Here is a 13,734-nt window from a genome sequence, read left to right as displayed (position 1 = left end):
CTTGAAAATCTACTTTGTCCGTCACGGTAAAACCGAATGGAATTTGGAGGGGCGCTTTCAAGGCTATTCTGGTAATTCAGCTCTTTTGCCTGAATCTTATCAGGATTTAGAAAAACTAGGCAAATACCTTGCTGAAATCCCCTTTGATGCTATTTATTCTAGTGATTTGCAACGCGCACATAGCACTGCCGTAGAAATTGCCAAAGCCAATCACCATTGCCAAACCGTTCTAACCACACAACAATTACGTGAATGGAATTTTGGAACGCTAGAAGGAAGCAAGATGGCAATTTTTCGTGCCATCTACCCCAAACAAGCCTGGGCACTCAAACATAATCTAGCACTTTTTAACAATGACTTATTTGAAGCTGAGAGCGTTCGCCAAGTAACTCAACGAATGGTGGACTTTGTCCAATCGCTGAAAGGGCAAGACATGGAAACAGTCCTCATCGTCAGCCATGGTACCTTTCTAACCGCTTCTATCCATCGCCTACTTGGTTTTCCACCAGCCCAACTGCGTCCCGAGGTGGTTTGGATAATGCATCGGTTACTATTTTAGAAACAAGCGATTTCGAAAACTTTACAGAATTAGCTTGGAATGATACCAGCTATAAAGCAAAACAGTAGAATTTTCTGCTGTTTTTTCCTATCCTATTAGCAATTTATACTGATTTTTTCTCTCTTCTATGATAAAATAGAAATAACAGACTTTGGAGGAATAAAATTTTTATGTCAACTGAACATTTTGAAGAATTAAATGACCAACAGATTGTCCGTCATGAGAAAATGACGGCTCTTACTGAACAGGGCATTGACCCATTTGGGAAACGTTTTGAGCGTTCTGCCAACTCAGCTGAATTGAAAGCCCAGTACGAAGACAAATCAAAAGAAGACTTGGAAGAATTAGGGCAAACAGCAATCATTGCAGGTCGTATTATGACCAAGCGTGGTAAGGGTAAGGCAGGTTTTGCTCACATTCAAGACCGCGAGGGTCAAATTCAGATCTACGTTCGTAAGGACGATGTTGGCGAAGAAAACTATGAAATCTTCAAAAAAGCAGACCTAGGTGACTTTATCGGTGTCGAGGGGGATGTTTTCAAGACAAACGTTGGTGAGTTGTCTATCCACGCTCGCAAGTTGACCCACCTGTCTAAAGCGCTCCGCCCATTGCCAGAAAAATTCCACGGTTTGACAGACATCGAAACCCGCTACCGCAAGCGTTATTTGGACTTGATTACCAACCGCGAGAGCTTTGATCGCTTTGTGACTCGTTCAAAAATCATCTCAGAAATCCGCCGTTACCTTGACGGACTTGGTTTCTTGGAAGTGGAGACACCTGTCCTTCACAACGAAGCTGGTGGTGCTGCAGCTCGCCCATTCATCACCCACCACAATGCCCAAAACATTGACATGGTCCTTCGTATCGCGACCGAACTCCACCTCAAACGCCTGATTGTCGGCGGTATGGAACGCGTTTATGAAATCGGACGTATCTTCCGTAACGAAGGTATGGATGCGACTCACAACCCTGAGTTCACGTCAATCGAGGTCTACCAAGCTTATGCGGATTACTTGGACATCATGGACTTGACAGAAGGCATTATCCAGCATACTGCCAAGGCGGTTGTCGGCGATGGTCCTGTGACTTATCAGGGCACTGAAATTGCTATCCATGAGCCATTCAAACGGATCCACATGGTTGATGCCATTAAGGAACAAACTGGCGTGGACTTCTGGCAAGAGATGAGCTTCGAGGAAGCAAAAGCCCTTGCAGCTGAGCACAAGGTCCCTGTGGAAAAACACCATACAGAAGTTGGTCAAATCATCAACAGCTTCTTTGAAGAATACGTTGAAGTAACCCTTATCCAACCAACCTTTGTCTATGGTCACCCAGTAGCCGTATCTCCACTGGCTAAGAAAAACGATGAAGACCCTCGCTTCACAGACCGCTTTGAGCTCTTCATCATGACCAAGGAATACGGAAATGCCTTTACCGAATTGAACGACCCAATCGACCAATTGGAACGCTTCGAAGCCCAAGCCAAAGCTAAAGAACTCGGTGACGACGAAGCGACAGGCGTGGACTACGACTACATCGAAGCCCTCGAATACGGTATGCCACCAACAGGTGGACTTGGAATCGGTATCGACCGCCTCTGCATGCTCTTGACAGATACCACTACTATTCGGGATGTACTCCTATTTCCGACTATGAAGTAAGCAAGAGTAGCTTGCTAGGAGTGTTTTAACTAGAATGTACCAATCGCTCTCCAGTTTCTTGGCGATTGGCTGAAAAGGTCTACTAGACCTTTTCACTCCCTACGATGAAATAAAAATTACAAACTGTTTAACACCGTTACTTAAAACACTCTTGGAAATTCCAAGAGTGTTTTTGCATGCAAAAAATCCCGACCACATGGTCAGGATTTTCAGGAGATTATGAAAAATAATTAGGATTGAATATAGTATAACTATTCCTATCAACTATCTCATCAGACTTGGGACTGATTCTTTTCTTTTTTTGCAAAGTAATCTCGGACAATTGGTGCGACTTCCGTTCCGTAGAGTTCGATAGCACGGAGGACATCTTCATGTGGCATTGAGCCGATTGGGAGATGGAGGAAGAAACGGTCCAAGTCAAGTGTTTCAATAGTCTTGATAATTTTTTCAGCGACTCGTTTTGGATCTCCGACGATGGTTGCTCCTTCGTCTGTCAGAGAGTAGAGATATTGCGCCTTGGTCATCTCGCTCCAATGTGGGCGGTCTTTGGCAATATTGTCCGTAATTACTTTGGTTGGATGATAGTATTCTTCCACAGCCTTGTCATGGTCGTCTGCAATCCAACCCCAAGAATGGGCCGCAACTTTCGTTTTCTTTGGATCATGACCTGAGTTGCGAGCAACCTTGCGATAAGCATCGACTAATGGTTTAAAGCGATGGGCACCTGCACCAATGACAGCATAAACGATTGGCAGGCCTTTCTTAGCAATCTTGATGGTGGACTCTACATGACCACCTGTTGCGACCCAAATGGGAAAATCTTCCTGAACAGGACGTGGATAGACTGGCTTATTATCGACTGACTGGGTAAAATGCCCATCCCACTTGAGATTGGTTTCCTTATCGATTTCCAGAAGCATATCTAGCTTTTCATCGAAGAGTTCTTCATAGTCGTGGAGATCATAGCCAAACAAGGGAAATGACTCCGTAAAGGAACCACGACCCGCCATGATTTCCGCTCTGCCATTTGACAAAGCATCAATGGTGGTGTACTGCTGATAGAGCCTTACAGGGTCCATGGAGGAAAGGATTGAAACTGCTGATGTTAACTTGATATGCTTGGTATTGACGGCACCAGCTGCCAGCACAATCTCAGGTGCAGAAACCGCAAAATCTTCTCGGTGATGCTCCCCAATCCCATAAACATCAAGTCCCACCGCATCTGCTAGTTCGATCTCTTTGACCAGTTGACGAATCCGCTCGTCGTGGCTGTAAGTTTCCCCTGTTTTTTCTAGTGGAGTTGTTTCGCCAAATGTTGAAATACCTAATTCTACCATGATGTGTTCTCCTTTACATATTTTACTTATTTGATGGTATCATTTTATCACTAACTGGTGATAATGTCAAGAACTTTGCTCACAAAATAAAACGACTAGGAAAACCTAATCGTTTCATCATATTATTCGTAACGTAATGCCTCAATTGGATCAAGCTTAGAAGCCTTATTAGCAGGAAGAACGCCGAAGACAATTCCGACTGCTGCTGAAAATGCTAAACTTCCTAATACAACCGGTATTGATATTTCAGCTGTCATCTCTCCCATAACCTTTGTGGCGTTGAGAATAAACACAATGGCTTGAGCGATAGCTAAGCCGATTGCTCCACCTAAAGTGGTCAATACCATGGCTTCAATCAAGAACTGCATAAGGATATTTCCTCGGGTTGCCCCCAGAGCTTTACGAAGACCGATTTCACGTGTCCGCTCAGTCACAGATACCAACATGATGTTCATAACACCGATACCACCTACAAGAAGTGAAATTCCTGCAACAGCACCGATAAACGTAGTGACACCTGACATTTGGTTCTTAAAATCATCTAACATAGCTGACATATCATAGATATCATAACGGGCTTCCTTTAGACCTGTAATGTTGGTCAAGTATGCTGCGGCAGCCTGACCAACCTCAGCAGCTCTACTCACATCTTCTACATGGACATAGAGCCCACTATTTTCCTTGGTACCCATTTCAGCAGCTAGTTGCGTATTGGTCATAATGGCATTTCCGCCTGAGTTGAAACCATAGAGGGAAGTACCTGCTTTGGGATCTTTGTAAACACCAACTACAAGGTAAGAATTGGCATTGACACTGACGATTTGGTTGAGGGCTGCATCGGTTGAACCAAAAAGCTTCTCAGCCAAGGCAACATCCAACATGATAATACGGGAAAATCGGCTGTAATCGTTAGCTGTGAAACGACGGCCAGCCAAAATTTCTAATGCCTTTATGTCAAAATAGGATTGACTAACACCAGTAATAAAGACATTATCAGCTTGCGCATTGCCCGCTGCTACAGTAGAGGTACTTGAAGCACTAATGTAGTAGCCACTGAGCCCATCGATTTCCAAAAGCCCCTTTAACATTGTGTCCGTTACATCTGGCTCCTGTTCTTCAGAAGCCTCGCCAGGAACTGTGTACGTAAATGCACCCTGAGTTCGTTCTTCAATTCCAACAAAGGGAGTAAAGTAGACCTGAACATTATTCTGATCACCAGCCAGAGACTTTTCAATACTCTTAGACATACCTGTTCCCATTGCTACAATGATCACAACAGAGGCCACACCGATGATAATACCTAACATAGTCAAAAGAGAACGCATCTTATGGGCTAGGATAGACTTGAGGGCAAATTTCCAATTTTCCATCTATACCTCCTCCCTTCTACTATCTTCTGTAATGACACCGTCACGCAAAACGATTTTACGTTTGGCATAGGCAGCAATTTCAGGTTCGTGTGTAACCATGATAATGGTCTTTCCTTCATTATTCAACTCTGTCAAGAGTTCCATGATTTGCTCACCTGTCTTGGTATCCAAGGCACCTGTTGGCTCATCCGCCAAGATAATAGCTGGTGTATTGACCAAGGCACGCGCAATGGCCACCCTTTGTTTCTGTCCACCTGATAGCTCAGATGGCAGGTGAGTCATCCGATCAGCCAACTCCACTTTTTCCAAATAACGTTTGGCTAATTTTTTCCGTTGATTGGCTGGAACTCCTGCATAAATCAAAGGTAGCTCGACATTTTGAAGGGCATTGAGTTTTGATAGCAGGAAAAATTGTTGAAAGACAAACCCGATTTGGTCATTGCGGACGGAGGCTAATTTCTTCTCAGACAGTTGACTGACTTCTTCACCTTCTAACCAATAGTTCCCTGAACTGGAACGATCTAAAAGCCCGATAATGTTCATCAAGGTTGATTTCCCTGAACCAGACGGTCCCATAATAGCCAAAAATTCTCCCTCTTCCACCTCTAAATCGATATCTTTAAGGACACGAAGTTCTTGGTCACCGTTTTTATAGGATTTGTTTATATTGGTTAATCTAATAAGTTGGTTCTTCATTGGCTTCAACCTCTTTTCCTTCTTCAAGGTCTGGAGTTGGAATGGTGATGACCTGATCTCCTGCTGCAATACCTCCTGTCACCTCTTGGTTGAGAGCATCAGCATTTCCCAACGTTACTTCTACTTTCTTAGCTTTCCCATCAACCAAGGTCCACACATAGTTTTTATCTTCTTCTGGAACAACTGCTGTTACAGGAATTAAAATATGATTGGTAGTATTAACAACTTCAATATTAACTGTAAAACCTTGCTTCAATTCACCCAATTCACTGGTTAAGGCAGCCTTGAAAGGATACTTGGCACCTGAACCACCACCTGCACCTGCACCTGCTACTGCACTTGCGGTTTGATCTGTTGCTGGATAATTTGAAATATAGGTAATCTTACCAGTCCATGACTTATCTGGGTATACCTTGCTGGTTAATTTCACTTCTTGATCAACTGCAATATTTGCCAAATCATATTCTGTCAAATTTCCTGTCACTTGTAGGCTACCTTGGTTGACGATATGAACAACGGTCTGACTAGAAGTTGAACTCTTCGAAACTGATTTATTCACTTCAACAACCGTACCAGCTACTGTACTTGTAACTGTAGCTTCTTGCAAGGCTGTATACGCTTTATCCACAGCAGCTTGTGCATCTGCGTACGAATCATTCAAGTCTGCCAACTGCATATCTACTGAACGTTGAGCTGCAGCTGTTGCCGCTTCATCTGTTGCAGCATCACCCGTTGTTTGAACAGTCTGACCATTGTTTCTCAAATCATAAATCTGACGTCCAATCTTATCACGCCCACGAACAGCAGTATCTAAAGCAGCCTGCAATTCTGTTGCATCATAGCGAATCAATGGTGTTCCTACTTCAACCTGAGTTCCTGGCTCAACTAAGACCTCGCTCAAATCTCCTTTTGAAGGATCATAGTAAACGTATTGTTCATCTGCTGCAGAAATCGTTCCTGTCAATAAGGTCGATGAAGCAATCGATCCCTCTTTAGCTACTGTATAGGTCAAACTGGTCGCAACTTGCTCTGTAGAAGTTGGTGAGGAACCACCTAATACGCCTCCAAATACCAAGGCACCACCAATTAAGGCGACAGCCGCAACACTGAGACCACTGAACAAAGCAATTTTCGCTTTCTTTGTCTTTAACATATGATACTCCTTTTCTAATTCAAAACATATTTATTTTGTATTGTCTTTATAATACACAAATACACGTTTTTTTGCAAGTGTTTTCTTAATCATTTTACAAAAAGTTCGGTATTTTTCCTACTTACAATTTTGTAAGAGAACGTAGCGGATTTTTGATTGATAAGTAAAAAAACGATAGAATGAAGATAATTATCATTTAGAGGAGAAAAACTCATGAAAGAATTTGATATTATTACCATTGGTGGAGGCAGCGGAGGCAGCGCTACCATGAACCGAGCTGCTATATACGGTGCTAAGGCAGCAGTTATTGAGGGAAGCTATCTAGGAGGAACCTGTGTTAACCTTGGCTGTGTTCCTAAAAAAATCATGTGGTACGGTTCTCAAGTGGCTGAAGCCATTCACCACTATGGACCTGAGTATGGTTTTACCAGCCAGGATGTAACATTTGATTTTGCCACCTTGCGTAAAAATCGCGAAGCCTATATTGAGCGTTCACGCGCATCCTACGGTAATACTTTTAACAATAACGGAGTAGAAGTTATCCATGGTTTCGCACGTTTTGTGGATAATCAAACAGTTGAAGTCAATGGTGAACTGATTCGTGCAAAACACATTGTCATTGCAACCGGTGCTCAGCCTGCTGTGCCAACTATTCCTGGAAGTGAACTTGGTATTGTATCTGATGATGTCTTTGCTTGGGAAGAATTGCCTACATCTGTTGCAGTCATCGGGGCTGGCTATATCGCTGTGGAAATGGCCGGTCTCCTACATGGACTCGGTGTCCAAACTGACCTATTTGTTCGTGGAAATCGCCCTCTTCGTAGCTTTGATATCTACATTGTTGATTCCTTGATGGAAGAAATGCAACGAACCAACCTTCCACTCCATACTGGGAAAACTCCTATCAGTCTTGAAAAAACTGATGATGGACAAATCCAGATTAACTTTGCTGACGGTAGTAACCATATTGCTCAGAAGGTCCTTTGGGCAATTGGACGTAAACCAAATATTGACAAACTCAACCTAGAAGCAACTAGTGTTCAACTTACTTCTTCAGGACATATTTCTGTCAATGAATACCAAGAAACAGCTGTACCAGGCATCTATGCCCTCGGTGATGTAACTGGTGAAAAAGAATTAACACCCGTTGCAATCAAGGCAGGTCGCCTTTTGGCAGAACGTTTATTTAACAATAAACCAACCGCAAAAATGGATTACACAACCATCCCAACTGTCGTCTTTTCTCACCCCGCTATCGGAACCGTTGGTCTAACTGAGGACGAAGCTATCGCTCAATACGGTCAAGAACAGGTAAAAGTCTATACTTCAGCCTTTACTTCCATGTACACAGCCCTAGCAAACAATCGCCAAATGGCTAAGTTTAAATTAGTAACTGTGGGAGAAAATGAAAAAGTCGTTGGACTGCACGGCATTGGCTATGGTGTCGATGAAATGATTCAAGGATTCTCAGTTGCTATCAAAATGGGGGCTACAAAAGAAGAATTTGATGCCGTTGTCGCCATCCATCCGACAGGTTCTGAAGAATTTGTTACTATGCGTTAACTCAATTGAAAAAGTCCAGACATGAAGGTCAGCACTGTCTGGACTTTTTCTTATGGTAATATAGCAATTGCTCGCACTGGTGAACCCGAAGCCTTCTCCCAATGAGGAAAAGTGATTGAAATCAATGCGCCTGTTGGTGGTACCTGATCCAATTTTGCCAATACTTCCAACTGATAAATATCTTTTGATAGGAGATAGTATTCTTCTGGTAAACTTCCTCCGTGTTTGGCTGCAGATACTCCTGAATCGGTATCCAATGTTTCATGACCAACTGCTTTCACCTGACGTTCTTCAATCAAATATTCTAGAGCTTCATGACTCCATCCTGGTGTACGTTGAACTCCATCTTCGTCTAGATTACGAATGACATCTTGACTAGGCCAGCGCTTTGACCAATCCGAACGAAAGGCAACAAAAGATTCTGGCGCTATTGGACCATATTCAGCCTCAAAGTCTAAAATATCCTGCTTAGTTATCTCATAGTCATTATTTTCTATAACAGCAGCTGATTTATCAATAACGTAGAGTGGCAGGAGTAAATCTTTCAAATCAATCTCATCAAGATAACGAGCTCCTTCTACAAAATGAATCGGAGGATCAATATGGGTTCCATACTGCCCCACAACCGTAAATTGTTCGACATAGAAGCCATCCTTATGAGTAAAATAGGGCTTTCTTTTCGAGAGCTGGTAGCGCAGGGAAATGCGGGCTCTTTTCATTGATTTGGTGAGTCAAGTCTACCCAAGTTTTAGATTTAAGAGTACGGTAAATATCAAGTAATTCTGTCATAGAAATTCTCACTTTCTTTTTTTATTATTCTAGCATAGGTATAGGTTGTTTTACATATAATTTATTATTTTTTGCTATATAAATTTCTTATTTAACTGTTATAAAAATCACCTATAGAGTTGTTACAGCCGATGAAAGAGCATTGACTTTCTTATCCAATCTCACTATAATTGTTGTTAACCATAAAATTTTAAGAGGATAACAAATGAAAACAACTTCTATCAAATCACTTGTTTATATCGCTATTGGAACAGCCTTAATTTCCACCCTTTCACAAATCAGTCTGTCTATCGGACCTATACCATTTACATTACAAACCCTAGCTATCGGCTTAGTAGCTTGTCTATACAAACCCAAGGAGGCAATTACAAGTGTCAGCTTATATCTAGTTCTTGGCGCTATCGGTTTACCTGTTTTTGCTGGTTTTTCTGGTGGCTTTGCTGCACTCATAGGACCGACATCTGGCTTTCTATGGGGGTTTCTACTCTACACTATCGTCACTTCTGCCCTCACTAAATCAGACTCCTCACCAGTTACAATTTTTCTAGCCTGCCTACTTGGAACAAGTATCTGTTTCCTTCTCGGCTGTTTTGTATTTAAGCTAGTTTCAGGTGCCAGTTGGACTGACACTATCGGATGGACTGTTCTGCCTTTCATTCTTCCTGATTTAGCTAAAATTACACTAGTCATGATTTGTCATCGTTTATTGCAACCTGTTATCAAAAAAGAAGCCTATTTTTCTTAGGCTTCCTTCATTTATTTATTAGCAAACGCGTCGAGTAGAACTTGAAATTCCTCATTGCTAAGAGTGATTCCTTTCCCCATCTTGGTATGGTCAGGACTCCAGGTACGGATGTCATACTTTGCTGGTGCTCCATTAAAAGATACTCGATTAAGCTCCTTGGTCCATCCTTTATCATTTTCAGATAAGACCAATAATTTTTCTTCAATTTCAAATGTAAATTCTGCCATTTGTTACCTCCTCACTTATCTATTCGAAAAAGCTTGTCATTTTTATAAAAATTAGATAATATAATTATATCAAGTTTGAAAGGATTATGCCATGAAGAGGTTTTTAGCAGTTATTTTCGAGCAGATCACCGTCTTTTTAGAACACGGCAAAGCTCCTAAGTCTATTGAGCCAGATAGCAAGGAAGATATCAAGAATAACTTGGAGCTGGCTTTATATAAAAAAGCTGCAGTCCATGTCATCTATGGTGATCGTAGTTTCACAGGTGACATTGTAAAATATGATACCGATCGCCAACGGATTATCATGAAAAATTTCAAACGTCAGGTTACCAGCATTATAAAAATCGAGGACATCAAAAAAGTCACCTTGGTTCCAGATAGCATCAAGACTTCTCAACAACAAACAAAATGCTGAAATTTCAGCCTTGCAGATTGAAGAAAAAGTCCATTTTGGACAATTTTCTTCAATCTTTTTTCTTTATGTTGAAAATTAAAAACTCTCAGAAACACCGAAATATCAATGTTTCTAAGAGTTTAATGACTTGCTATCTTTCGCAAACTTCTTCAATTTTTTATATTTTTAAGAGTTTATCTACGTTCTGAAGCTGAAATTTCAGCCTTTTTATGTTTATGCACGAATAGTTAGAGATTGCCCATCTTCTTGGTAGAGGTTGATGAGGCCTGATTTGCAGGCACGAATCATGTCACCAGGATAGATTTCACGGTCCAGCTTAATAGTTAAGAGTTCCATCGGCTTGTTGGCACGTTCAATCTTTTCTCCATTTGAATCGCAAAGTTCCTGAATAGTGGTTTCAAAATGACGGAAACCTGGTCCGTAAAACTCTACTTGGTCACCTTCGTTGATAACATTACGCTGACGAATGGTTGCGGTCATGGTTTCCTTGTCAAAAGCCACTACTTCAGCGATGAATTTGTATTCTGGAATCTTACGGCGGGCTCCAAAGAGTTGCTCATTTTCACTCGGCGGGCTATAGTAGAAACCTGTCGCCAATTCCCGTTGGGCAACCTTCCACATCTCATCAATCAGGTCTTGCTTGATCGCTTCAAACTTTTCTGGGCTTTCAAGATAAGCATCTACTGCAGCCTTGTAGCAGTTGGTCACTGTTGATACGTAGTGGACAGATTTCATACGGCCTTCGATTTTCAGGCTATCGACCCCGTTTTCAATCATGTCTGGGATATGGTCGATCATACACATATCCACTGCAGACATGGAGAACTCCTCTGGTATTTCCCCCTTAATCGAACGGCGTTCTTCGCCAAAAGGTAGGTCGTAGAGGTTGTACTTCCAACGGCAAGACTGGGAGCAGCCGCCGCGGTTGGCATCGCGTTTGCTCATGTGGTTGGAGAGAACGCAGCGGCCTGAGTAGGAGATACACATGGCTCCGTGAACAAAGGCTTCAATCTCAACGTCTGTCCGTTTGCGGATTTCAGCTACTTCTTCCATGGTCACTTCGCGGGCCAGGACGACACGAGTCAAGCCCAATTCCTTCCAGAACTCGAAGGTCTCATAGTTGGTTGATGAAGCCTGGGTAGACAGGTGGATTTCAAGGCCTGGTGCTTCGGTTGCACAGATAACGATGAGGGCTGGGTCAGATACGATAACGGCATCCAAGCCCATGTCACGCAATTCACGGAACCAGGCTCCTGCTCCTTCTTCATTGCCTTCGTGAGTGACCATGTTGGCAGCTACATAGACCTTGGCACCTCGGGCATGGGCATATTCAATCCCTTCCCGCATCTCGTCCATGGTAAAGTTACCAGCTCGGCTACGCAGACCGTAGGCCTGGCCGCCAACAAAGACCGCATCAGCACCATAATCAATGGCAACCTTTAATTTTTCCAAAGTCCCAGCAGGTGACAAGACCTCGGGACGCTTTAATGTTTTTGACATCATGTAAAATCTCCTCTATTTGCGACGGTTTCCACATGAAACGATACTTTTCCATGTGGAAACCTAGTGCAGAGTTTAGAAAATCGCTCAAAGGCGTTTTCGTGCTCTGACCTTACATTGTAAGTGACAGAGCTAACTCTGCCAGGATAGAATACTGTAAACGATGTTGTTTCACTCGGAAACCTAGGGCAGAGATTAGAAAATCGCCCAAAGACGTTTTCGTGCTCTGACCTTACATAGTACGCGACAGAGCTAACTCTGCCAGGTTAAAGTAAATAAATTGTGATAAAACTATTGTTATTTAACCTTATTGCGGTCAAATTCGTAGAAGCCTGTATCCAAGCCACGTTCAGCTGGATGGAGCTTGCGTACCTGTTCATCCAAAAGGAAGGCCTGATCATAAGTGAAGTCGCCTTTTTCAATCAAATCTCTTGCTTGAACAAAAAGCTTAACAATTTCCACAAAGTTCTGACCAGGGCAATAGATACCATCAAGTTTCCAATTATGATAACCATGTTCATCTATTTCTGACAGCTTGGTCATCATATCAATGTCATTGTTGATAAAGATATGGGTACCGTGCTTGTCCTCAAAGATAGAATAGTGGCTATCTGGGTCGCTCGGCTCAGCTAAGAAAAGTCCGCGTCCACGTGACAAATCTGTCTCATCAGCCTTTGTAAAATTGTAGTAATTCTGTAACAAGGTTCGTTTAGAATGGTGAATAACAGAGGCGCCGTAGACCAAGATTTCCGCTGGCATTTCCAAGTTCTTAGCAATATCAAAGAGTTCTTCTGATGGAATCTCTCTTGCCAAAACAGCCTCTACTGCTCCATGATCTTTCCAAAAGTTAATCTGACGGCTGGAAGTCACAAAGACAGATGTATCATAGATTAGCTTGAAATTGTAGCCATCACGTTTATTGATGTAGAAAATTCCAGTATCTCCGACAACCAGATAATCAACCTTGATTTCCATCATTAGCTCCATAAACGGTTTGATATTGTCCATCATATCTTGGTGCATGAGGGCATTGGCAGCGATCGTCAATTCCTTCCCAGCACTATGAACTAGCTCTGCTATTTCCCTGAGTTCATCATAGGTAAAATTTGTTGGGATGCGAAGGGCATGGTCCTCTTCCCCAACATAAATACGGTCAACTCCTGCTGTAAGCAGTTCTTTGACCTGCTCAATACTTTCAGCTGTTGCTGTAATGATAATTTTTTCCATAAAGATAATTATATCAAAAAGAGAAATATCTGATAAGTGACTACCTGTATTTTAATGTTCAGACTTTTCTAATCTTTCTCTTGTAACATTATTGTAATATAAATGACATAAAAATTCAGCAATGTTATGGTATACTTTAGGAAGCAGAAAAGGAGACGATATGGCATTAAGACACTATCAGTCCCATGAGTACCAGTACGAAGAGTATATCCCGAAAGAGAAAAAGGCTAATTTTCAAACCTATCAGGCAAAAAATCCCAATAAAGAACGTCTAAAGGAATTGTTGTTTTTTGTTAATATCGCATTTTTTAGTTTGATAACAGTCATCGCTAGTTATGTCTATCTATCCGTAGGCATTCCTGTTTTTGTTGCCGTCATATTGGCAAGTGCGACGGGCTTTCTTGGACTACGTTTGGTTCAAATTGGGCTAAAAAAGAAATTTAAACCCAAACAAGTTATAAGAAAAAATGAATAATGAAGTATAAAGGCAGA

Annotated in this window: 12 protein-coding genes and 2 pseudogenes; 6 read left to right on the top strand and 8 right to left on the bottom strand. The window is 42.0% G+C overall.

From position 1 onward, the window contains the following. Position 1 precedes the first annotated feature (1 nt). Together K6969_RS03150 and lysS are read left to right on the top strand one after the other, a co-directional pair. A pseudogene (locus tag K6969_RS03150) lies at positions 2 to 627 on the top strand (histidine phosphatase family protein). Positions 628 to 729: 102 nt separating this feature from the next. Then, complete coding sequence (gene lysS / locus K6969_RS03145; protein ID WP_171942664.1) at positions 730 to 2,220, top strand: lysine--tRNA ligase; 1,491 nt, start codon at positions 730 to 732, stop codon at positions 2,218 to 2,220. Positions 2,221 to 2,492: 272 nt separating this feature from the next. Here the strand turns inward: lysS and K6969_RS03140 are convergent, their stop codons facing one another. From K6969_RS03140 to K6969_RS03125, 4 genes are all read right to left on the bottom strand, one after another. After that, the gene (locus K6969_RS03140) at positions 2,493 to 3,557 is read right to left on the bottom strand and encodes an LLM class flavin-dependent oxidoreductase (RefSeq protein ID WP_029172993.1); all 1,065 of its coding nucleotides are present in this window, start codon (positions 3,555 to 3,557) and stop codon (positions 2,493 to 2,495) included. 122 nt (positions 3,558 to 3,679) lie between these two features. Next, complete coding sequence (locus tag K6969_RS03135; RefSeq protein WP_029172992.1) at positions 3,680 to 4,927, bottom strand: ABC transporter permease; 1,248 nt, start codon at positions 4,925 to 4,927, stop codon at positions 3,680 to 3,682. Beyond that, complete coding sequence (locus K6969_RS03130; RefSeq protein WP_321537464.1) at positions 4,928 to 5,623, bottom strand: ABC transporter ATP-binding protein; 696 nt, start codon at positions 5,621 to 5,623, stop codon at positions 4,928 to 4,930. Further along, positions 5,604 to 6,776, bottom strand: coding sequence for an efflux RND transporter periplasmic adaptor subunit (locus K6969_RS03125; RefSeq protein WP_171942665.1), 1,173 nt, complete (start codon positions 6,774 to 6,776; stop codon positions 5,604 to 5,606). Before K6969_RS03125 ends, K6969_RS03130 begins: the two co-directional genes overlap by 20 nt. Before the next feature lie 213 nt (positions 6,777 to 6,989). On the opposite strand from K6969_RS03125, the gene gorA reads away from it, so the two are divergent. Then, complete coding sequence (gene gorA / locus K6969_RS03120; protein WP_029172989.1) at positions 6,990 to 8,339, top strand: glutathione-disulfide reductase; 1,350 nt, start codon at positions 6,990 to 6,992, stop codon at positions 8,337 to 8,339. Between the two features lie 50 nt (positions 8,340 to 8,389). Here the strand turns inward: gorA and K6969_RS03115 are convergent. After that, positions 8,390 to 9,128, bottom strand: a pseudogene (locus tag K6969_RS03115) (cyclase family protein). Between the two features lie 205 nt (positions 9,129 to 9,333). On the opposite strand from K6969_RS03115, the gene K6969_RS03110 reads away from it, so the two are divergent. Beyond that, positions 9,334 to 9,873, top strand: coding sequence for a biotin transporter BioY (locus tag K6969_RS03110; protein WP_029172988.1), 540 nt, complete (start codon positions 9,334 to 9,336; stop codon positions 9,871 to 9,873). 11 nt (positions 9,874 to 9,884) lie between these two features. Here K6969_RS03110 and K6969_RS03105 read toward each other — a convergent pair whose 3' ends face one another. Then, positions 9,885 to 10,100, bottom strand: coding sequence for a YdbC family protein (locus K6969_RS03105; protein WP_004194749.1), 216 nt, complete (start codon positions 10,098 to 10,100; stop codon positions 9,885 to 9,887). A gap of 91 nt (positions 10,101 to 10,191) precedes the next feature. Here K6969_RS03105 and K6969_RS03100 point away from each other — a divergent pair, with 91 nt between their 5' ends. Continuing rightward, positions 10,192 to 10,515 carry a hypothetical protein gene (locus K6969_RS03100; RefSeq protein WP_029172987.1) on the top strand — a complete coding sequence of 108 codons (324 nt, stop codon included), beginning with the start codon at positions 10,192 to 10,194 and terminating at the stop codon, positions 10,513 to 10,515. Between the two features lie 213 nt (positions 10,516 to 10,728). Here K6969_RS03100 and K6969_RS03095 read toward each other — a convergent pair whose 3' ends face one another. Next, positions 10,729 to 12,015, bottom strand: coding sequence for a peptidase U32 family protein (locus tag K6969_RS03095; protein WP_029172986.1), 1,287 nt, complete (start codon positions 12,013 to 12,015; stop codon positions 10,729 to 10,731). A 297-nt stretch (positions 12,016 to 12,312) separates the two neighbouring features. After that, complete coding sequence (locus K6969_RS03090; protein WP_029172985.1) at positions 12,313 to 13,242, bottom strand: peptidase U32 family protein; 930 nt, start codon at positions 13,240 to 13,242, stop codon at positions 12,313 to 12,315. A 160-nt stretch (positions 13,243 to 13,402) separates the two neighbouring features. On the opposite strand from K6969_RS03090, the gene K6969_RS03085 reads away from it, so the two are divergent. Next, positions 13,403 to 13,717 carry a DUF3270 domain-containing protein gene (locus K6969_RS03085; RefSeq protein WP_171942666.1) on the top strand — a complete coding sequence of 105 codons (315 nt, stop codon included), beginning with the start codon at positions 13,403 to 13,405 and terminating at the stop codon, positions 13,715 to 13,717. The last annotated feature ends 17 nt before the right edge of the window (positions 13,718 to 13,734 follow it).

Source organism: Streptococcus suis, assembly GCF_019856455.1.
Taxonomy (GTDB): domain Bacteria; phylum Bacillota; class Bacilli; order Lactobacillales; family Streptococcaceae; genus Streptococcus; species Streptococcus suis_AE.
This window is presented reverse-complemented; position numbering and strand designations above follow the sequence as displayed.

Bases quoted from the DNA above. Each gene is read 5' to 3' on its own strand.
- K6969_RS03100 (WP_029172987.1), top strand. From the start codon at position 10,192: ATGAAGAGGTTTTTAGCAGTTATTTTCGAGCAGATCACCGTCTTTTTA.
- K6969_RS03110 (WP_029172988.1), top strand. From the start codon at position 9,334: ATGAAAACAACTTCTATCAAATCACTTGTTTATATCGCTATTGGAACA.
- K6969_RS03105 (WP_004194749.1), bottom strand. From the start codon at position 10,100: ATGGCAGAATTTACATTTGAAATTGAAGAAAAATTATTGGTCTTATCT.
- K6969_RS03130 (WP_321537464.1), bottom strand. From the start codon at position 5,623: ATGAAGAACCAACTTATTAGATTAACCAATATAAACAAATCCTATAAA.
- K6969_RS03095 (WP_029172986.1), bottom strand. From the start codon at position 12,015: ATGTCAAAAACATTAAAGCGTCCCGAGGTCTTGTCACCTGCTGGGACT.
- lysS (WP_171942664.1), top strand. From the start codon at position 730: ATGTCAACTGAACATTTTGAAGAATTAAATGACCAACAGATTGTCCGT.
- K6969_RS03140 (WP_029172993.1), bottom strand. From the start codon at position 3,557: ATGGTAGAATTAGGTATTTCAACATTTGGCGAAACAACTCCACTAGAA.
- K6969_RS03135 (WP_029172992.1), bottom strand. From the start codon at position 4,927: ATGGAAAATTGGAAATTTGCCCTCAAGTCTATCCTAGCCCATAAGATG.
- K6969_RS03090 (WP_029172985.1), bottom strand. From the start codon at position 13,242: ATGGAAAAAATTATCATTACAGCAACAGCTGAAAGTATTGAGCAGGTC.
- gorA (WP_029172989.1), top strand. From the start codon at position 6,990: ATGAAAGAATTTGATATTATTACCATTGGTGGAGGCAGCGGAGGCAGC.
- K6969_RS03085 (WP_171942666.1), top strand. From the start codon at position 13,403: ATGGCATTAAGACACTATCAGTCCCATGAGTACCAGTACGAAGAGTAT.
- K6969_RS03125 (WP_171942665.1), bottom strand. From the start codon at position 6,776: ATGTTAAAGACAAAGAAAGCGAAAATTGCTTTGTTCAGTGGTCTCAGT.